The sequence below is a fragment of the Helicobacter pylori genome (assembly GCF_011140715.1).
Classification (GTDB): domain Bacteria; phylum Campylobacterota; class Campylobacteria; order Campylobacterales; family Helicobacteraceae; genus Helicobacter; species Helicobacter pylori_DA.
Genome location: NZ_SFZZ01000013.1, coordinates 76,945 through 96,623 on the forward strand (window position 1 = coordinate 76,945; position 19,679 = coordinate 96,623).

The window sequence follows — 19,679 nt, forward strand, 5'->3', positions numbered from 1 at the left end:
AGTGCTAGCTTACAAACAGATTTTTGATAAGGGTTTAAAGCCTTATTACAAACATTCTGTTTGTTTAAAGTTTTTTTTTAGGTTTTGTTTTCTAAAAACTCATGCTTACCAACAGCGTTATAAAGCGTTTGCTCTAACGCTCTTTTTTTGTGAGTTTTTTAGTGCTTGTAAAATTTTTATTCCCATAATGGATTTTAAAATCGTTTTTATTCCTATTCTAAAAGCCAAGTTAAAAAGAATCTCTAATGCCTATTAACCCTCTCTATCTTTTCCCCAATCTTTTCACCGCTAGCAGTATTTTTTTAGGCATGATGAGTATTTTTTACGCTTCCAGTTACCAATTTGTCATGGCATGCTGGTTAGTGGTAGCGAGTCTTATTTTAGACGGACTTGATGGGCGTGTCGCAAGGCTTACCAACACCACCAGCAAGTTTGGTATTGAATTTGACTCCTTAGCTGATGTAATCGCTTTTGGAGTCGCCCCAAGCCTTATTACTTACTTTTATGTGGGGTATAATTTTGGGCGCATAGGTATGGCAGTGAGCGCGTTGTTTGTGATTTTTGGAGCGATACGATTGGCGCGATTCAATATCAGCACCAACACAAGCGACCCCTATTCTTTCATCGGTATCCCCATTCCTGCGGCGGCGGTATTGGTGGTGCTTTGCGTGTTATTAGATAATAAATACCATTTCTTAGAAGGCAATACCGAAAAGTTATTTTTAGGCTTTATTGTTTTACTAGGGGTGCTTATGGTGAGCAATATCCGCTACCCTAATTTTAAAAAAGTCAAGTGGAATCTCAAGCTTTTCATCTTAGTGTTGATTTTTTTATCGTTAGTGTTTGTGCGCCCTTTAGAGGCTTTGAGCGTGTTTATGGGGCTGTATTTGATTTATGGCATCATTCGGTGGCTATTTTTAATGGTAAAAATTATTTTTAATAAAAATAAAAGCGCATGAAAGAATCTTTTTACATAGAGGGAATGACTTGCACGGCGTGTTCTAGTGGGATTGAACGCTCTTTGGGGCGTAAGAGTTTTGTGAAAAAAATAGAAGTGAGCCTTTTAAATAAGAGTGCTAACATTGAATTTAACGAAAACGAAACCAATTTAGACGAAATTTTTAAACTCATTGAAAAATTGGGCTATAGCCCTAAAAAAACTTTGGCGGAAGAAAAAAAAGAATTTTTTAGCCCTAATGTTAAATTAGCGTTGGCGGTTATTTTCACGCTTTTTGTGGTGTATCTTTCTATGGGGGCGATGCTTAGCCCTAGCCTTTTACCTGAAAGCTTGCTCACGATTAACAACCATAGTAATTTTTTAAACGCTTGCTTACAGCTTATAGGCACGCTCATTGTCATGCATTGGGGGAGGGATTTTTACATTCAAGGGTTCAAAGCCTTATGGCACAGACAACCTAACATGAGCAGCCTTATCGCCATAGGCACAAGCGCTGCCTTAATTTCAAGCTTGTGGCAATTGTATTTCGTTTATACCAATCAGTGGTCTTATGGGCATTATTATTTTGAAAGCGTGTGCGTGATTTTAATGTTTGTGATGGTGGGCAAACGCATTGAAAATGTTTCTAAAGACAAAGCTTTAGACGCTATGCAAGCCTTGATGAAAAACGCCCCAAAAACCGCCCTTAAAATGCAAAATAACCAACAGATTGAGGTTTTAGTGGATAGCATTGTGGTGGGGGATATTCTAAAAGTCCTCCCTGGAAGCACGATTGCGGTGGATGGCGAAATCATAGAGGGCGAAGGGGAATTAGATGAGAGCATGTTAAGCGGCGAAGCGTTGCCGGTTTATAAAAAAGTCGGCGATAAAGTCTTTTCAGGGACGCTCAATAGCAACACGAGTTTTTTAATGAAAGCCACGCAAAATAACAAAAACAGCACTTTGTCTCAAATTATAGAAATGATCCATAACGCTCAAAGCTCAAAGGCAGAGATTTCTCGCTTAGCGGATAAGGTTTCAAGCGTGTTTGTGCCAAGCGTGATCGCTATCGCTGTTTTAGCGTTTGTGGTATGGCTCATCATCGCGCCTAAGCCTGATTTTTGGTGGAATTTTGGCACCGCTTTAGAAGTGTTTGTATCGGTTTTAGTGATTTCTTGCCCTTGCGCTTTGGGGTTGGCTACGCCTATGAGTATTTTAGTGGCGAACCAAAAAGCGAGTTCTTTGGGCTTATTTTTTAAAGACGCTAAAAGTTTAGAAAAAGCAAGGCTAGTCAATACGATCGTTTTTGATAAAACCGGCACGCTCACTAACGGCAAACCTGTCGTTAAAAGCGTTCATTCTAACATAGAATTATTAGAGCTATTGAGTTTAGCGAGCAGCATTGAAAAGAGCAGCGAACATGTCATTGCTAAGGGGATTGTAGAATACGCAAAAGAGCGTAACGCTCCCTTAAAAGAAATGAGTGAAGTTAAAGTGAAAACGGGCTTTGGCATCAGCGCTAAAGTAGATTATCAAGGCACTAAAGAGATCATTAAAGTAGGTAATAGTGAGTTTTTTAACCCTATTAACACGCTAGAAATTCAAGAAAACGGGATTTTAGTGTTTGTGGGTAGAGCGATCAATGAAAAAGAAGACGAGCTTTTAGGGGCGTTTGTTTTAGAGGATTTGCCCAAAAAAGGCGTGAAAGAGCATGTCGCTCAAATCAAAAATTTAGGCATTAGCACTTTTCTTTTAAGCGGAGACAATAGGGAGAATGTCAAAAAATGCGCGCTTGAATTAGGGATAGATGGTTATATCAGCAACGCTAAACCACAAGACAAGCTCAACAAGATTAAAGAGCTTAAGGAAAAAGGGCAGATCGTTATGATGGTGGGCGATGGCTTGAATGACGCTCCTAGCCTTGCTATGAGCGATGTAGCGGTGGTGATGGCTAAAGGGAGCGATGTGAGCGTGCAAGCAGCGGACATTGTGAGCTTTAATAACGACATTAAATCGGTTTATAGCGCGATTAAATTGAGCCAGGCGACCATTAAAAATATCAAAGAAAATTTGTTTTGGGCTTTTTGTTATAATAGCGTGTTTATCCCTTTAGCTTGTGGGGTTCTTTATAAGGCTAATATCATGTTAAGCCCAGCGATTGCGGGTTTAGCGATGAGCTTAAGCTCTGTGAGTGTGGTCTTAAACTCCCAAAGGCTAAGGAATTTTAAAATTAAGGATCATTGAATGAAAGTTACTTTTCAAGTGCCAAGCATTACTTGCAGCCATTGCGTGGATAAGATTGAAAAATTTGTGGGCGAAATTGAAGGCGTGAGCTTTATTGATGCGAGCGTGGAAAAAAAGAGCGTGGTTGTAGAATTTGACGCTCCAGCGACACAGGATTTGATTAAGGAAGCCTTACTAGATGCGGGGCAAGAAGTGGTGTGATATAGAAGTGGTGTGATATAGAAGTGGTGTGATATAGAAGTGGTGTGATATAGAGTTAGCGGATTAATGTTGAAAGTGGTTTAGTATAAAAATAAGCCAAATACCGCAACATGCAAAAGGGTTGTTGTCTTTTAATGTGTTTGGGTGTTTTTACGCCTTTCAATGGTGATTTATCATAACAAATAAGAGAAAGAAATTATCGCATTTTCTCCTTTTCTTACTCCAATTTTTTATACATACGGATCTGCTTGTTCAAGCCGCTAATTACACCACCAATAAAAGAAAGAGAGCTACGAGATAAATGGCTTTTGAATGATGAGCGAATAAGTTCACAGATTTTAATAAACAACATGCATAGCTCCATCAGGTTTTTTTATTGTCAACGAGACTTAAGCCCCTTATGCATCCAATAGGGACAAGAATACGAGAGTGATTATCTTTTAAGTCATTGTCTAGTCGCTGTATTAAGCCATCCATACCCTTTTGGACCCTTTTGGATTATCTCATGCATTATTTCTAAAACACGATATTCCCTTGCTGAAAAAGAACAAGATGAATGCATGGTGTAGAGTCTATTGCTTATTTTGCATAGCCTATTCGTTAAGTTAGGTAATGATAAATAAAGATTTCTAATGTCTAGCATGACTATCCTTTATTGGCAGTTATCTTATATTAGGCGTTGCCTTAAATTTTGGTAAGATTTATCCATTCCTACACAAATTTCACTAGAATCATCCCGCTAAATGCGTTGTTTTTGTAAAATTCTATGCGATAGATCCTTTCTTGCTTGTCCAGTGAAAAGCGTTTTTGAAAATCTTTAAATCTAATCGTATAGCCCGCTTCATTAGGCTTATTTTCATTAGAAACGCTAAAGCCAATCACATTCGCGCGGATATTGTCCATAGCATGGATATAAAAACTCTCTTTCACTTCAACCACGCTCCCTATTTTAACCATTTGATCCTTATTGTCAATTTGCATTTTCACTTCTTCTAAAGAAGGATCAAACTCTATGTAAAAAGGCGATAATCGTGTCATGAGCTTGTTGCCGTATTTTAAAAACACTTCTTGTTTATTTTTGACTAGCCCTACAATGTAAGCGTTGCTCTCTATGGGGATTTGTGGGATTTTAGTGTTGTGAGGCAAGGGGAAATGATTGAGTTTAGGGCGCAAGTTAAAAAGGGGCATTTTGGGCAAAGAGCTGATTTTTGCCCATAAATTTTTATCGTTGATTAGGGCATGCACGCTGTTAGGGTTAAGCTCAAAATCGCGCTTAAAAGGGATATTGAGCTGATTGAGTAAGCCCTCAATGGCTTGCAAATGGTAAAACACCCTTGATTCTAGTGGGAGTTCTTTGCTGGCTTCATTGGCAAAAGCGCTCTTTTTTTGATTGATTGCATAAAAAGTCAGGGCTTTTTGCATTTCTGTATCGCCTTGAGCGGTGCGCGTGTTTTTTAAATGGTATTTTTCAATGGGGTGCAATAAATGGGCGTTAATATTCTCAATCGTATTGTTAGCAAAAGCAAGCAAATTAGGGAATTTCGCCCCCTTAACTTCATCTTGATCAATAATAAAGCAATTCCCCCAGCGTTTAGGATTGAGCGTCGCATCAATATAAACAGGGCGATAATACCCACCGCCATCATGCAAGTGCAAGACGGCATCTATATTGGGTTTTGCAATCAAGGATTTGATTTCTTGGATAGTGGGGTATTCAGGGTCATTCTTGTCTAAAGCGGCAAATTTACGGTTCATATCCCCATACAAGCCCCTATGATTTCTTAACATGGAAGGCTTATTCAATACGGGAACCACTTCCACCAAGCCTTTTAAAACGCTATAGTGCATTAAAAACAAATTAGTTGCATTAAACCCTCCAGGCTCATCGCCTTGAATCCCTGCTAAAAGCAACAAATGGGGGGCTTTGTCTTTATCCTCTACATTTGTAGGGGCTTTTTCTATCGTTTCTATCGCATGCAAAAACACCCAAGAATACAAGCCCCACACCAAAAGCCATATTTTTTTCATCCAATCTCTCTACTATTTAAAACTAAAAGATCGCTAATTATACCTAAAAACCTTTTTAAGGGTGTTTTTTGAAGTTTCCATAAAAAAGGAACGAAAAATGCTTGTGATCGTTTAATTCTATTTAAAAGGTTTTTTATGGATATTTTAAAAACTCTTCAAAAGCATTTGGGCGATGTTGAAACAAGCGATTTCAAAACCAATGCGATAGAAAAATCCCAACAAATCGCTAAATTCAGTAGGGACATGAAAAATATAAACGAGAGCGTTGGGGCGTTGCAAATCTTGCAAATCGCTTGCAAAAAGCTCCTGAATAAGAGCATGGGTTTGGAAGATAAAGACACTTTGCAAGCTTCTATCATTAAACAGGAATTGCGAGAAATTGTAGAAAATTGCCAGTTTTTAGCCTCCCCTTTGTTTGACACTCAGCTCAACATTGCCATTAACGATGAGGTTTTTTCCATGATTGTGGCTAATCCTTTGGATTTATTGGAAAATGCGGGCGGGTTTCAAGCTTATTTGGAAGAAAAATTAAACGAAATTAAGGAATTATTAGGTTATTTGAGCGAAAGCCTTTCAAACCCTAAAGCTTTCATGCCAAAACAAAGTTTTTCAAATAAAAGCCTTAAAGATTTGTTGAGCGATAATTTGAGGGCTTAAAATCTAGCCCTCTAATTTAGAAAATTTGATTTTCCATAAAAAGAATGAGCCTAAAAACGCTATCACAAATAAGCCCACCAAGTAATAGCCCAAGTCTGTAAATTCCAGGCTTTGTAGGGCGCTTAAAAGGCGGTTTTCAAATTTTAAATGGAGTTTCTCGCTAACGACTTGAAAAAGCTCAATTAACCCGATAAAAAGCGCGATAAACACGCTTAAAGCGGTGATGGAGATGTTGTAGTAGATTTTCCTTAAAGGGGTTTTGAACGCCCAATCATACGCCTTGAGCATGAACGCCCCATCTAAAGTGTCAAACAAACTCATGCCAGCGGCAAAAAGAATGGGTAAAGAAAGCATGCCCACCACACTCACTTTAATCGCGCTGCTAGAGAGGGCCAAAAGCGCGATTTCACTAGCGGTATCAAAGCCTAGCCCAAAAAGAAAGCCCACAGGATAAATATGCCACGACTTGGAAACGAAATTAAATAAGGGTTTAAAAAAGCGATTGAGTAAGCCCCTACTCGTTAAGAGCCGTTCAATCTCTTCGTTTTGTTGCTGGCTCAAGCTTTCATTAGAATGCGATTTTTTGAAGATTTTTAATAGATCTATTAAAATAATCGCATTCAATAGCCCTATAATGAGCAAAAAAAGCCCTGAAACTAAAGTCCCCACTACCCCCCCTATTTCTTCTAGCATCGGCGTATGCTCTTTAGCCCAAGCGATCGCAAACGCGCTGATGATGGTCATTAAAATCACCACGCTTGAATGCCCCATAGAAAAGTAAAACCCCACGCCATAGGCGTTTTTGCCTTGTTGGGTGAGCTTTCTAATGGTGTTGTCTATGCAAGCGATGTGATCCGCATCAAACGCATGCTTTGCCCCGAGCATGTAAGCCATAGACGCCGCCGCATAAAACGAAGCGTTATTGGCCATAAAGAGCAACGCCAAACCTAACGCATGCAAGAACACAATCGCTAAAAAATAAGGAAACCACAATTTCACCGCGCACCTTTTGTAAAAATAGTATTTTTTAAATAATTGTAATATATTTTGTTAAATTAGAAAATCTTAAGTTTTGTTTTTTGTTTATTTTCTGCTAATTGCCCTAGAAAATTTTTAAGGGGAATGAGAGAATTCGAGTTAAAATCAATCGCTTCTTTTAGTTTTTCATATTCTTCTTTGTGTTTTTCCTTTATTTTACCTTTATCATCAAAAACATCTATATTGGTCTTGGTCAAATTCTCTAATCCAAGTGCTTCTAAATAGGCATACCATTTACTTTTTCTTATGTTGTTAATCGGTTTATAATGTTCTTTACTTTTAATACATTCTAAGTATCCTTCAAAGCATTTAAGAAAATCATCATGTTTAGCAATTTCTAATAATAGGGTTTCTAAATCACCATCATCTTGATTGTTAGGGAATAAAAAGATTTGTTCTTTTGGAAAATCAGTCCCTTTTTCTTTGAATTTTTCACGAATATGCTTAAGCTTGTTATCAAAACCTGCATCTCTTTCTTGGTTCTCTTTACCTGCATCTCTTTCTTGGTTCTCTTTTTTTATGTCTGTATCAAAAATAATGCACACTTGTCTATATTCTTGGTTTTTATTCTTTAAAATATTCTCGATTCTTTTACAAAATTCATCTGAGAATAATTTATCTTTACCTTCTACATGGATTATATCAAAATGAGCTTGATCAAAATGATCTTCATTTTTCCAAACATCAAGACACCAACTTAGAAATTTTTTATCACTTTCTCCTTCTGTATAAATGAGTGTCTTTTTACTCATAATTATTTTCCTTAAACCTTTCTTTACCTCCAAAAAGATTGGCACCATTCTTTAGGGAATGCAATTATTTTCTAATCTTTAAGAAATCAATATCTAGGGATTATGACTATGCAAGAAAGAGTTTTTGAAAGAAAAGTTTTAGATGCAAACATCTTAAAAGAAATGCATGCGAACAATGTCGGTTATTCCAAGCATTCAAAAGATAGGTTTATTCCTTTCAGATTTGATAAATTTGGTTATATTGAATGTAAACTCTTTAAAAAGATATTGAACTTTTCTAGCAATACAACTTTCTTTGGTGGCACAGGCTGTAAGAAACTCATGGAACTTTTAAGTGAAATTGTTATAGATTCTAGAAGTTCTAAAATCGCGTTAAACCGCCATTATGCCTTAACTCGCTTGCAATGGTGTGATAGAACCTTAAGACATAATCTCCAGATTTTAGAGGAAATAGGATTTTTAACTGCTTTTAAGAACAAAAAGGGTTATGTTTTTTTGTCTATGCATGACTTCACTAAAATAGAAGACTACGAACATTTAGGTTTGAATGGGGAGAGCAACTTACCTAATAACTTCTTTTTAGGAATTTGTGGGTATTTGAAAAAAATTTTCAAGAAATTAAAAGATAGAGCATTCAAGCTCGCAAACAAGCACGGTGTATTCTTTTTGAAAATTCCTAAGCATTTTCAAATGCAAAACTTTAACAATATTTTTTTGGAGTTTGTGTCGGTTAATAATCCTTGTCTTTCTTACAGATTGACTTATGATCAACTTGTTGGCAAAAAAATTCCAAACATCAAGTGCTCTTACCAACAAGCAATTGTAAAAAAGAATATCCATAGAGCATTAGATGAACTATCTATAGATAAGGAAATTCTAGCATCATAAAGAAAACAAAGGATAAAAAATGCAATTTCCACTCAAAAAAGATTTAAAAATTTCACAAAAATATGTGATCCCTAAAGGCTTTAATCCTACAAGCAAAGAATACAAAAATCTTTTGGTAAAAGATCTACCCAAATCAGTGTATAGGGAAGTTGAAATCGCTATGAAATTATTATTTGAAATCAACGAAGTAGAGACTGCAATTGAAGTCATGAAATTTTTCACTCAAGCAATGGATCGTATTTTGTATGATGCGAGAGCCAAACATTATGAAATGAGACTAGCCAAAAAGATTAAAAAAAGTAGATTTGGGTGAAAGATTATGGCTTATATCTCTAATTTACAATTCTTACCATTAGATGAGATTTTACTCTCTAATGGCTATAAACACAAAGTAGAGAAATCAAGCAAAAATAACCCGGCTCTTTACAATGAGTACGATACCATTAAAGGCACACTTATTGTTTCAAGAAAACCTGATGGGAGTTATCATTATTTCAACACTCATAATGATGAAGATAAAGGCACGATTATCGCCTTTTGTAAAAATCGTGGGCTAGATTTTAATGATTTGATCAAAAATAGAGATGATTTAGAAATTAGCGATAAGCCAAACCACAAATATAACAATTCCAAGCCTTATACAATCATTACCAAAAAACAGGAAGCAGAGCGTCAAAAAGTAGTGAAACAATTTGAAAAGCTCCCTACCTACGATATAGAAAGCTCAGATTTGTTTCACACTTTATTGGATAGTCGCTCTTTGGATAAAACTTTACTCAAACCTTATAGTCATTTAATCAAAGAAGATGGACATGCAAATTTATGTGTACCTTGCTATTTGACCAATGATAATGGAAACTTAATACAGGGTGGGTATAACAAGCGATTATCCAAACCTTTCACTATGCAAGGCGCTACTAATCCCACTAAACACTTAATGCAAGCAGGTTCTATCAAGGGTTTTGAAGTTTTATCTCCACAAAATATTAAAAATATTCAAAATATCATTGTAGCTGAAAGCGTTTTTGATGGCTTAAGCGTGCTAGAAATGCAAGGGTTTGATCCTAATCAAACAGCTATTATTTCTACTATTGGTAATTTCACAGAAGAAAGAATGCAAAAATTTGTAGATAAATTTCTTAATACCATCAGCACTTATAAGTGTAAGGAATACAATGAATACCACAAAGAAATTGATCGCTACAACAAGCAATTAGAGGACTATGAAAATTACACAAATTTTCAAAAAAGATATGAAAAATGGCGTGCTAAAGAGTTAGCTAAACACGATAATGAGCCTAAAAAAGTCCCTAATGATCCCATTTTCTCGCCCATAAGAGATAAAAATAATCTTATCCCTAGACCCGTTTTTAAGCCTGTTCTAGCCTTACGCCTAAAAGAACCAAAAATTCCTAATTTAAGTCTTAATGTTATTTTAGCAATGGATAATGATGAACAGGGGCGAAAATTCAACGCTATTTTGGAAAAAATTTTTTACGCTCACACTAAAGAAATTCCAAACATTTATACGCCTATCAGCAAAGATGCGAACGATGATTTGAAAATCGCTAAAGCATTAGGATTGAAGCAAATTAGCAATAGGATTTTACAAGATTTTTTATTTGATGCCAAAGAAAAAATGCGAAACCCTACTACCACACCATCACAAAAAAGCATCTTGGCTAACCAATTACAAAAACTACAAGATCTAATGCCAAAACCTAAACTACTACAAGGAGTGTTTCATGGTTACCAACAAGATCATGGCTTTGGATCTAAATATGTAGCTAATTCTGTCTATTACACCAACAATCAATCTCAAAACAAAGGACATGAAAGATGAAAATAAAACATAAAGGAATAAGAATGTTTAAGCAAATTCGTAGAATGATGAGTTTGGCAATGTTAATGCCTAGTTTTTTATTGGCGGTGCCAGATTACAAACAAAAATTCACTCAAATATTGGATTTCATAAGCAATGACTTTATCAAAGCTATTGGTGGTCTAATCATTGTTGGGACTTGCATTTACGCCTATAAAAATTGGGACAGGCTTGGAGAAATTGGTTGGAAATGCGTTGGGATTATCATTATAACCGCTGCTATTTCTAATGCTAAAACTTTAAGTCAATGGTTATTTTAGATGGCATTGCATATTGTTTGTGTTGAAAGTATCAACATTAGAGAAATTAGCAAAAGAGAAACTTTTTTGGGATTAAACTTGGATAGTTGGATTGTTAGTTTCTTAATGTCGGCATGGTTACTTTCATTCCAACCACTTTATGCTATGGGTTTAATGGCTAGTTGTGTGTTTGTATTCTATATTTTAGAATTTTTTGATGAAGATATAACAGCCATTTTGCATGTGCTTTTCACATTAAGGACAGGAGCTAGAAATTATTATGCTTGAGAAAATTTTTAATTCTTTATGCTCGCTAGTTCCTAAGCGTTATAGCATGAAAGAAGAAACTAACATAGTGGGCATTTACAATGAGCATTATCTTTTAAGTGAAAAATCAAACCTTGTAGGCGCTCTTAAGTTAGATGGAATTTCTTATTTATCTTTAGATGACAAAGAAATAGCGCAAAAATTTAATGAACGCATTTTAGCTCTTAATGAGATTGTAGATGGCGTGCATTTTAAAATCGTAGCTAAAAGGCGTAAGATTTTCATGCACCATGAATATACTCAAGAGGAGATAAGCAATCCTTTTGCATTAGAGGTTATCAATTTATGGGAGCAGGGGGTTGAGGATGTTTATCAAAATTTCTATTACTTAATTTTTGAAACTAAGAATGATAGCATTAAAGGTTATTTGGAACGATTTAAGAAAAAAATCACTACTAATGAATTAGAAAATATTCAAGAAAATAACAAACAAGATGAAGTTAAATATCAAGAAAACTATTTCATAGGCTTTGATAATTTTAATCTATTAGATAAATCTAAAATATTAGACAGCATTATCAATAATGTTAAAAACATGCTTTCTGGCTTGTTTGTAGAAAAAATAGATGCCAACAGTTTGCTTAATTTTTATGCGGAATATATCAATGGCGTTCCTAGTGAATACACTTTTGCTAGAGGTCGTTTGCATGATGGCATGATTAATTCTGATGTGCATTTTAAAAAAGATTTTTTCACTCACATTCATAATAATAAAGAGATTTTCAAGCGTTTCATCAGCATTAAGACTTATGATATAGACAAAATTGTCAGCACCGCTCTTTCTTCAGTATTGCATTTATCTTTAGAATTCGATGTGATTTTAAATATTGACAATATTCCTAAAGCAAAGGCTGAAAAAAGGATTGAAACTAAAAGAAAAAGAGCGAATAAGAGCATTAGAGTTGAAATTGATAAATTGAATGACATGATTAAAACAGACAGGGTTTTGATGCAGGAGATTTCTTTAAACATTTTAGTTCATGCCAAAACTAAAACCGATTTAGATAGTGCTTGTATAGAAATTACCAACTTGCTTAAACAAAAAGGTATTGTAAGCACACAAGAGAGTATTGGCATGTTGCCTATGTTTTTTAGCTTTTTCCCCAATCGTAATCGCTTGAATTTTAGAAAGCGTTTGTTGTCTAGTCAAAATATTGCTTCTTTAATCATATTGGAAAAACAAAATTGTGGTTTTTCTAGAAATTCATGGGGTGATCGCCATTTAACTATTTTTAGAAACCAAGACAAATCGCCTTATTTATTCAATTTCCATGCTTATGAGGCAAAAAGAAAAAATGATATGGTATCAGGGCATACCATCATCTTTGGTGGCACAGGGGCTGGTAAAACCACTTTAATTGAATTTTTAATCACCAATTGTTTTAAATATGAAGATTTAAGTATTTTGGCTTTAGACAGAAATAATGGCATGCGTGTGATGACTGAGTTTTTAGATGGTCAATACAACGATAGCAATGATTTCTACATTAATCCGTTTTCTTTAAAAGATACAAGCGCTAATTGCACCTTTTTAGTGAGTTGGTTGGCATTCATGCTCAATATTGATGAAGATACTAAAGATGAAAAAGAAAAAAAGACTTTAAGCGCTTTATCCAAAACGATCAGAGTTTGCTATAACAATATCACAAAACAAGGGGGTGCTATTTTTAAGTTAAGAGATTTTAAAGACACGCTAGAAAGAGACTATTTAGATAGTAAAGACATTTTAGAAAAAGAGAGCTCAAAAGACTTATACAAGCATTCTACTGATTGTTTAGACTTTGCTAAAAAGCTTTCTGTTATTGATATGGATGCTCTTTCTAGTAGTAAAAAAGATTTTAACTTGGCAGTGTTATATCTATTTTATAAAGTCATGAATAGAGCTAAATTAGAAAATAAGCCTTTTTATATCTTCATTGATGAAGCAAAATCTGTTATTGAAAATCCCATCATGCTAGCTAAAATCAAAGACACACTCGCTCAAGCTAGAAAACTCAATGGGGTTTTAACTTTAGCCTTTCAAGACATTAACCAACTTGATGGCGTAGAGGGAGCAAAGTCCATTATTGAAAACGCCGCTCAAGTCATACTCTATCCTACAAACAATTTTGAGAAATTAGAGAGCTATGGCATTTTATTAAGTCCTATTGAAAAATCCTTTTTAAACAAAACGCCGTTAAACGCTAGGCAAGTATTAGTGAAAAACCTTCTCACTCAATCTAGCGTATTTTTAGAAATCAATTTAGAAAAGCTAAACAGCACCAGTAAAAAATTTTTAAGAGCGTATAGCTCTAGCACGTCTAGCGTTTTTGAACTAGAGATGCTTAAAAAGGATAATCCAAAGAATTATAAAGAAATTTACTTGACAAAGGAGTAGGAATGAAAGATAGCGTGATTATCATTGAAAGCCCTAATAAGGTTGAAAAGATTAAACAACTAACAGGTGCGGAAGTTTATGCAACTATAGGGCATTTTACTAACCTTATAGGCGTAGATATTGAAAATAATTTTGCTTGTAAGTTTGAAATCAAAGAAGACAAGGCTAAGAAAATAAATTTTTTAATCAATGCTTGTAGGGACAAAAAAGTCTATATTGCTACTGACCCTGATAGAGAGGGCTATGGTATTGGCTATCAATTTTACGAAAAAATTAAAAATGTAGCTAATGAAATTTATCGTGCAGAATTTCATGAGATCACACCAAGCGGTATTGAAAACGGCTTAAAAAATGCGGTGTTATTTTCTCGTTCTAACACTAATTTATACCAATCATTCTTAGGCAGGATTGCAAGCGATCAGGTTGTTGGATTTGCTCTAACAAGCTATTTAAGAAAAAGTTTAAATATTAGTGAATTGAGCGCTGGTAGAGTGCAAACTCCAGCTCTAGCTTTAATCTGCCAAAGAGATCAAGAAATAAGGGATTTTGATAAGTTGGATGCTGAAGAAAAAGTAGAATATCAAATCCAAGCTAATATTGTGTGCAATGAAAAAGAAGTGATTATTAAGCATGTAAGGGCGAATGAAAAAAACGAACTAGTAGATTTTAAATTTAAAGACAAAAACGAAGCATCTCAATTTTTAAAAGATCTAAAGGACGGATTAGGCTCTATGAGTGTTCTAGTTTCATTAAAAGAAAGTCTATCCAACAAAGAACCCAAAAAACCTTTCACCACCTCTAAACTTTTATCCCAAGCGAGCAAATCCTTAAAAATACCCACTAAAGAAATCGCACAACTTGCTCAAAAACTCTTTGAAGCTGGTCTCATCACTTATCATAGAACTGATAGTGAATTTTTAAGTCCTGAGTATCTCAAAGAACATGAAGTGTTTTTTGAACCTATTTATCCGAGTGTTTATCAATACAGGGAATATAAGGCTGGCAAAAACTCACAAGCTGAAGCGCATGAAGCCATAAGAATTACACATCCGCATGCTTTAAAAGACTTAGAAAAAGTGTGCAGTGACGCTAAAATAAGCGAAGAATTAGCGCTGAAGTTGTATCAACTTATCTATGCCAATACAATTTGTTCTCAAAGTAGAAACGCCTTATACAATCAATATGATTGTAACTTTAAAATTAAAAGCGAGAGTTTTAAGCTCTCTTTCAAACTTTTAAAAGAAAAAGGTTTTTTAGAGATTGAAGAACTCATTCAAGGCAAAGAAGAATTTAACAAGGAAGAACAAGAAAGTGAAATAGAAAACTTTTCATTAAAAGAAAATGATAGTGTCCCATTAAAAGAAGTTTTTATTAAAAAAATAGAAAAACCCAGTCCCAAACCTTATAAAGAAAGTGCCTTTATTCCCTTATTGGAAAGCGAGGGGATTGGTCGTCCTAGCACTTATGCGAGCTTCTTAGATCTTCTTTTGAAGCGTAAATACATTAGCATTGATGCAAAAACTAACGCTATCACCCCTACTAGTCAAGGATTAGAAGTGATTTCATTTTTCAAGAAAGATAAAGAAGTGGATTTCATCGCTCTTACAAGCAAGGATAAGAGCAAATTAGGAAGCACTACCAAACAATTTGAAGAATGTTTGGATTTAATTATGAGAGGTGAAGCTAGTTATGAAAAGTTCATGCTTGAAGTCATAAGCAAATTAAAAAGTACCGCCAAGTTTTATCAAATACAATCTACTGACAACAACATGCCTACTGATAAGCAATTTGAACTCATAGACAAAATCTGTAAAGATAAAAAATTACAAAAACCCAGTCAAGAAATCCTGCAGAATAAGGAAAAATGTTCTGATTGGATTGCAGAGCATGTTAAAGAAAAACCTAGTCAAAAACAACTAAATCTGGTTAAAAAAATTTGTGAAGAGTGTAAATTGGCAATGCCCACCAATAAAATATTGAATGACAAATTCGCTATCTCTAAATGGATTGATAAACACAAAAAAGCAAAGAAATGAGAATATTTTTAATAGGAATAATTTTGTTAGCACTAAGTGGATGTTCTAATAAACAATATGAAATGTATAAAAGCCCTTGTGCCTTTTTTCACTTAAATCAATCCATAGGCTAGTTGATGTCAAAAAGAAGCGAAGTTTTAGAACAATTTCATGGCGGTTTAAAAAATTTAGAATTACAAACTAAAAGACGCATGGATTTGTGGGGCGATCTAAAAGAGAATGAAGAACAAACTTTGCTTTTAGGAGAAATTGAAAATGAATTAAAGCAATTAGAAAACAAAGAAAATCTTAAAGCAGACAACAACACAGAATTTAAAGAAGAAACTCAAGACACTAAAGAAAACCAATCTAACGATTTGTTTTCTTTGCCATTGCCCAATCAAACCACCATCAATGGAATTAAAGAATTTGTAGAAGAGCCTGTGATAGAAACAGAGAAAAAAGAAATGCCCCAAAACGAGCCAATCCAAGAAAAAAAAGAAAGAATTTTTAAAAACTTTTTCTCCAGAATAGGCTTTGATAAAAGCATTGCCCCCACAATGCTCTTTGAAGAAGTGAGAGATGCAAGCGTTATCTATCATTTAGAGAAAAAATTAGGCGATTATATCTTTTATGTAGCGTGTTTCTTCTTTGGCACAACAGCGTTGCTTATTATCTTACTGACTGTTCTGTTGCCCTTAAAACAAAAAGAACCGTATTTAGTGCAATTTTCTAACAATAAAGAAAATTTTGCTTTAGTTCAAAAGGCAGATAGCACCATTACAGCCAATAAAGCTCTTATTCGTTCATTAGTGGGAGCGTATGTGCTAAACAGGGAAAGCATTACTCATATTGAGCAACATGAAAAAATGCGTCAAAACACCATTAAAGAGCAAAGTTCCAATGAGGTGTGGTATGAATTTGAAAAACTCATCGCTCATTATGACAGCATTTACACTAATCCTTTACTCACAAGAAAAGTAAAGATTGCAAATATTTACTTAGATAAAGATTTAGCCTATATTGACATTGAAGTGAGCTTGTATCATAGTGGAGAATTAGAGAGCTTAAAGCGCTATAAAGTGGTGATGAGTTTTGAATTTAAAAAACAAGAAATCAATTTTGACTCCATGTCTTTAAACCCTACAGGCTTTATTGTTACAGGTTATGATGTAACTGAGATTGCGATTTTAAAAGACTTAGATGAGAAAAATAAAGTCAAAGATGATGGTGTGAAATCTAGGATTATCCATACCGAGAAAAAAGACCCTCATATGAGCCAGTATAAAGATGTTAAGGAACAATAATGAAAAAATTTACCCTATCGCTATTTTTGTATTGCGCTTTACTTAGCGCTGAAGAGGATATTTTTAGGAACAACACAAATGAAACTGATCCTACAAGTTCTTTTGAACATGGCAAAGAAAACAACAATCTTATCCCAGCAAAATCCGATAGTTTAGAAAGTTTCAAAGAACAAGAAAACAAAGAAAAAGCCAAACAGCTTATGGATTTAAAGGCCCTACAGAGCGTGTATTTTTCTAAAAATAGAAAATTGCAAGACAATAATTTCAATGTCTTATATGTGGCAGGCAACACCAATAAAATCCGCTTGCGCTATGCGATGACCACTACTTTTATTTTTGATAATGATCCTATTATCTATGTGAGTTTAGGAGATCCTAGCGGTTTTGAACTCACTTATCCTACTAATGATCATTACGATTTGTCTAACATGCTAGTGATCAAGCCGTTACTTATAGGGGTGGATACGAACCTAACCGTAGTCGGAGCGAGCGGCACAATTTATACCTTTTACTTGTTTAGTACCACTTACACCAGCAAGTTTCAAAGCTATTTTTCAGTGTTTGTTTCTAATAAAAGATCTATTGGCAAGCTCAATATTTTGTCTAAGAGCGAGTTAGAAAAAAGGGAGCAAGAACAATTGGCTAAAACAGAAACAGATAACTTTAATAAACAAGATAAGCACAAGCTTGACTACAGAAAAATCAATTATGAGAGCAAGGAAATTGATGATGGCAAGTTTATAAGAATTGGAGATGAAGTCAATCACATTTTCATTGAAAAAGCTAAAATCAATCGTGGTTATTTGCAAAACCCCAAACACAAACGCACCTGGTGGAGTTTGTGGCTCTATAAAAAACCCAGTGATGACGCGCTTGATATAAAGGTGCTAGATGTCTTTGATGATGGCAAATACACTTATTTTAGATATGACAGGGATCAAGCCTTTTCAAAATTTCCTTACACCTATAAGGTTGTAGATGGGTATGATAATCCTATCAATAGCCGTGTGGTAGGGAATTACATTATTGCTGAAGACGTTTCTAAAAAATGGACTTTAAGGAGCGGTAAGGAATACGTGTGCGTGAGAAGAGACAAGCGCAAATACCAAAAGTCTAAGGACTTCATGCTTTTAAAAAGGCTTTTAGAGCAAGATGAAGCCATGAAAGCCAAACGAAACAACATGCATTTGATTGAAGACACTACGCCTCAACCTAAAAATGCCATTAGCGTAACGGAGTTGTTAACTCAAATCAAAAACCAAACTCCAAGCAAAGAATGCCGAGCCTTAAATGAAGAATAAGTTAAAACTTTAGAAGAGGTTAAAAACATCATAAAAGCTCCTAAGCCTTTGCAAAAAGATTTGAAAAACAAGCTCAAAAAACACACCATCAAAACCCAGTATTGCGTGCCTATCCCTTATATTGAAAGACTAAAAACCACTGATGGTTTAGAGAAGCATCAAAAGGGGTTAAATAACACCAAAAAACAAAATCAAGCGAACCCTATTAAAGGGGATAAAGAAAACAAGAAATGAAAAAACTTCTTTTACTCTTGGAGCATAAGATCGTAAAAATTGGATTAATTATTGTGATTGTGTTAGTGGGTTTTTTTCTTTTTTATGAACAAGAAATCAAAGAAAAAGCTGTTAATGTTTCTCAAGGTAAATTCCCTACTTCGTCTTATTTGTTTCAAGCTTACGAAGGCATTAAGAATAAAATAGATGCTATCAATGAAGTGAAACCAAACGATGAAACTAAAAGCGTTAATGAGAATATAGAAAAAACACAAAAAGATTTAGATGATTTTAATGCACTAGTGCAAAAATTACCAAATTTGCCTAAGGACTTTAATAAAACACTTATCAAACCACAAAGTCCATCCTTCAACTACAATACCGCTAACGAAGATGAAAAAACCCGCCTTGTGATTTTAGCGTCTCGTATTAGCAGCCAAAAAGAAACGCAACCTCCCATTTCTATAAAAAATAGCGTTTCTCACATAAAATATAAAGAAAAACGAGAGCTTGAAAAAGAATACGGCTCTAACGGGTTTAAAAATTTTAAAAGAAAAAATGTAGCGAGCAGTGAAAACAAACTTTTAAGAACGATTACAGCTGACAGGATGATCCCAGCCATTCTGATCACTCCTATTAGCAGTGAAATAGGGGGGAGTAAGATAGTCGCTCAAGTGGAGAGCGATATATACGCAACGATGGGTAGAGCGGTTTTAATCCCTAAAGGGAGTAGAGCCATAGGCTATTACAACTCTAATAACAAAATAGGAGAATACCGATTAGAAATTGCTTGGAACAGGATCATCACGCCACAAGGGGTTAATATTATTTTAAGCGATGCTAAGGGAGCTGATGTTAAGGGCTATAACGGCATGATAGGCACACTCCATAACAAATATTGGGAACGCTATGGTATCCCCTTATCCTTAAGCACTTTGTCAAACGGGCTACTCATAGGTCTTACTAGCGGTCTTACCGAAGCGATGAAAAACAAAAGAGGTGGTTTCAATCAAAACTATTTTGGAGATTACATGATGATGCAAATGACAAGACAAACTGGTATCAGCCTGAATAACATTATCGCTCAAATCATGCGAGAGCAAATCAGGATTAAGCCCATTATCACTATTAGAGAAGGAAGCCATATCTTTATTAGTCCTAATACGGATATTTGGTTTCCTATCCCTAAAAACAATGAAGTCTTAGCGAAATTTTTTAATGAAGAAAAGGAGCAAAACAATGATACAAAATAGCATTATTAATAATAATTTTA

Annotated in this window: 17 protein-coding genes and 2 pseudogenes; 15 read left to right on the forward strand and 4 right to left on the reverse strand. The window is 34.8% G+C overall.

Annotation, left to right across the window (positions count from 1 at the left end; translation table 11 throughout):
* Nucleotide 1 precedes the first annotated feature (1 nt).
* From EWZ81_RS08310 to copP, 4 genes are read left to right on the forward strand one after another with little or no spacing between them, the layout of a single operon-like run.
* Complete coding sequence (locus tag EWZ81_RS08310) at nt 2-256, forward strand: hypothetical protein (protein WP_000881890.1); 255 nt, start codon at nt 2-4, stop codon at nt 254-256.
* Nucleotides 246-959 carry a CDP-diacylglycerol--serine O-phosphatidyltransferase gene (pssA, locus tag EWZ81_RS01995; protein WP_001122188.1) on the forward strand — a complete coding sequence of 238 codons (714 nt, stop codon included), beginning with the start codon at nt 246-248 and terminating at the stop codon, nt 957-959. Before EWZ81_RS08310 ends, pssA begins: the two co-directional genes overlap by 11 nt.
* Entirely contained in the window at nt 956-3,181 is a 2,226-nt protein-coding gene (gene copA / locus EWZ81_RS02000) for a copper-translocating P-type ATPase CopA (protein WP_165548853.1), read from the forward strand. The genes pssA and copA overlap by 4 nt, the downstream gene beginning before the upstream one ends.
* On the forward strand, nt 3,182-3,382 hold the full coding sequence (gene copP, locus EWZ81_RS02005) for a copper-binding metallochaperone CopP (RefSeq protein ID WP_000869076.1): 201 nt from the start codon (nt 3,182-3,184) through the stop codon (nt 3,380-3,382).
* 217 nt (nt 3,383-3,599) lie between these two features.
* Here copP and EWZ81_RS08405 read toward each other — a convergent pair.
* Nucleotides 3,600-3,893, reverse strand: a pseudogene (locus tag EWZ81_RS08405) (hypothetical protein).
* Between the two features lie 200 nt (nt 3,894-4,093).
* Nucleotides 4,094-5,410, reverse strand: a complete 1,317-nt coding sequence (gene csd4 / locus EWZ81_RS02010) for a DL-carboxypeptidase Csd4 (protein WP_165548854.1) — start codon at nt 5,408-5,410, stop codon at nt 4,094-4,096.
* Between the two features lie 135 nt (nt 5,411-5,545).
* On the opposite strand from csd4, the gene EWZ81_RS02015 reads away from it, so the two are divergent.
* The gene (locus tag EWZ81_RS02015) at nt 5,546-6,067 is read left to right on the forward strand and encodes a flagellar FLiS export co-chaperone (RefSeq protein ID WP_079295148.1); all 522 of its coding nucleotides are present in this window, start codon (nt 5,546-5,548) and stop codon (nt 6,065-6,067) included.
* Nucleotides 6,068-6,070: 3 nt separating this feature from the next.
* On the opposite strand, the gene EWZ81_RS02020 is transcribed toward EWZ81_RS02015, so the two are convergent.
* Nucleotides 6,071-7,066: a HoxN/HupN/NixA family nickel/cobalt transporter gene (locus EWZ81_RS02020; RefSeq protein WP_000780400.1), complete on the reverse strand. Its 996-nt coding sequence runs from the start codon at nt 7,064-7,066 to the stop codon at nt 6,071-6,073.
* A gap of 56 nt (nt 7,067-7,122) precedes the next feature.
* Nucleotides 7,123-7,857, reverse strand: a complete 735-nt coding sequence (locus tag EWZ81_RS02025) for a DUF3226 domain-containing protein (protein WP_165548855.1) — start codon at nt 7,855-7,857, stop codon at nt 7,123-7,125.
* A gap of 108 nt (nt 7,858-7,965) precedes the next feature.
* Here EWZ81_RS02025 and EWZ81_RS02030 point away from each other — a divergent pair, with 108 nt between their 5' ends.
* From EWZ81_RS02030 to EWZ81_RS02075, 10 genes and pseudogenes are all read left to right on the forward strand, one after another.
* A complete protein-coding gene (locus EWZ81_RS02030) occupies nt 7,966-8,745 on the forward strand; it encodes a hypothetical protein (protein WP_165548856.1) in 780 nt (259 codons plus the stop codon).
* A gap of 19 nt (nt 8,746-8,764) precedes the next feature.
* On the forward strand, nt 8,765-9,058 hold the full coding sequence (locus EWZ81_RS02035) for a hypothetical protein (protein WP_165548857.1): 294 nt from the start codon (nt 8,765-8,767) through the stop codon (nt 9,056-9,058).
* 6 nt (nt 9,059-9,064) lie between these two features.
* On the forward strand, nt 9,065-10,588 hold the full coding sequence (locus EWZ81_RS02040; RefSeq protein ID WP_165548858.1) for a toprim domain-containing protein: 1,524 nt from the start codon (nt 9,065-9,067) through the stop codon (nt 10,586-10,588).
* A complete protein-coding gene (locus tag EWZ81_RS02045; protein WP_082231441.1) occupies nt 10,585-10,887 on the forward strand; it encodes a virB2 type IV secretion protein in 303 nt (100 codons plus the stop codon). Before EWZ81_RS02040 ends, EWZ81_RS02045 begins: the two co-directional genes overlap by 4 nt.
* On the forward strand, nt 10,888-11,154 hold the full coding sequence (locus tag EWZ81_RS02050; protein ID WP_064431320.1) for a hypothetical protein: 267 nt from the start codon (nt 10,888-10,890) through the stop codon (nt 11,152-11,154).
* Nucleotides 11,147-13,570, forward strand: a complete 2,424-nt coding sequence (locus EWZ81_RS02055) for a VirB4 family type IV secretion/conjugal transfer ATPase (protein WP_165548859.1) — start codon at nt 11,147-11,149, stop codon at nt 13,568-13,570. The genes EWZ81_RS02050 and EWZ81_RS02055 overlap by 8 nt, the downstream gene beginning before the upstream one ends.
* Before the next feature lie 2 nt (nt 13,571-13,572).
* Nucleotides 13,573-15,606, forward strand: a complete 2,034-nt coding sequence (locus tag EWZ81_RS02060) for a type IA DNA topoisomerase (RefSeq protein ID WP_165548860.1) — start codon at nt 13,573-13,575, stop codon at nt 15,604-15,606.
* Nucleotides 15,607-15,722: 116 nt separating this feature from the next.
* Entirely contained in the window at nt 15,723-16,892 is a 1,170-nt protein-coding gene (locus EWZ81_RS02065; RefSeq protein ID WP_165548861.1) for a VirB8 family type IV secretion system protein, read from the forward strand.
* Nucleotides 16,892-18,427, forward strand: a pseudogene (locus EWZ81_RS02070) (TrbG/VirB9 family P-type conjugative transfer protein). The gene EWZ81_RS02065 and the pseudogene EWZ81_RS02070 overlap by 1 nt, the downstream one beginning before the upstream one ends.
* Nucleotides 18,424-19,659 carry a DNA type IV secretion system protein ComB10 gene (locus EWZ81_RS02075; protein ID WP_165548862.1) on the forward strand — a complete coding sequence of 412 codons (1,236 nt, stop codon included), beginning with the start codon at nt 18,424-18,426 and terminating at the stop codon, nt 19,657-19,659. The pseudogene EWZ81_RS02070 and the gene EWZ81_RS02075 overlap by 4 nt, the downstream one beginning before the upstream one ends.
* Nucleotides 19,660-19,679 lie beyond the last annotated feature (20 nt).

Coding starts and splice junctions, on each gene's coding strand:
- EWZ81_RS02040 (WP_165548858.1), top strand. CDS start 9,065: ATGGCTTATATCTCTAATTTACAATTCTTACCATTAGATGAGATTTTA.
- EWZ81_RS02055 (WP_165548859.1), top strand. CDS start 11,147: ATGCTTGAGAAAATTTTTAATTCTTTATGCTCGCTAGTTCCTAAGCGT.
- EWZ81_RS02075 (WP_165548862.1), top strand. CDS start 18,424: ATGAAAAAACTTCTTTTACTCTTGGAGCATAAGATCGTAAAAATTGGA.
- pssA (WP_001122188.1), top strand. CDS start 246: ATGCCTATTAACCCTCTCTATCTTTTCCCCAATCTTTTCACCGCTAGC.
- csd4 (WP_165548854.1), bottom strand. CDS start 5,410: ATGAAAAAAATATGGCTTTTGGTGTGGGGCTTGTATTCTTGGGTGTTT.
- EWZ81_RS02050 (WP_064431320.1), top strand. CDS start 10,888: ATGGCATTGCATATTGTTTGTGTTGAAAGTATCAACATTAGAGAAATT.
- copA (WP_165548853.1), top strand. CDS start 956: ATGAAAGAATCTTTTTACATAGAGGGAATGACTTGCACGGCGTGTTCT.
- EWZ81_RS02045 (WP_082231441.1), top strand. CDS start 10,585: ATGAAAATAAAACATAAAGGAATAAGAATGTTTAAGCAAATTCGTAGA.
- EWZ81_RS02035 (WP_165548857.1), top strand. CDS start 8,765: ATGCAATTTCCACTCAAAAAAGATTTAAAAATTTCACAAAAATATGTG.
- EWZ81_RS02015 (WP_079295148.1), top strand. CDS start 5,546: ATGGATATTTTAAAAACTCTTCAAAAGCATTTGGGCGATGTTGAAACA.
- EWZ81_RS02060 (WP_165548860.1), top strand. CDS start 13,573: ATGAAAGATAGCGTGATTATCATTGAAAGCCCTAATAAGGTTGAAAAG.
- EWZ81_RS02025 (WP_165548855.1), bottom strand. CDS start 7,857: ATGAGTAAAAAGACACTCATTTATACAGAAGGAGAAAGTGATAAAAAA.
- EWZ81_RS02065 (WP_165548861.1), top strand. CDS start 15,723: ATGTCAAAAAGAAGCGAAGTTTTAGAACAATTTCATGGCGGTTTAAAA.
- copP (WP_000869076.1), top strand. CDS start 3,182: ATGAAAGTTACTTTTCAAGTGCCAAGCATTACTTGCAGCCATTGCGTG.
- EWZ81_RS02030 (WP_165548856.1), top strand. CDS start 7,966: ATGCAAGAAAGAGTTTTTGAAAGAAAAGTTTTAGATGCAAACATCTTA.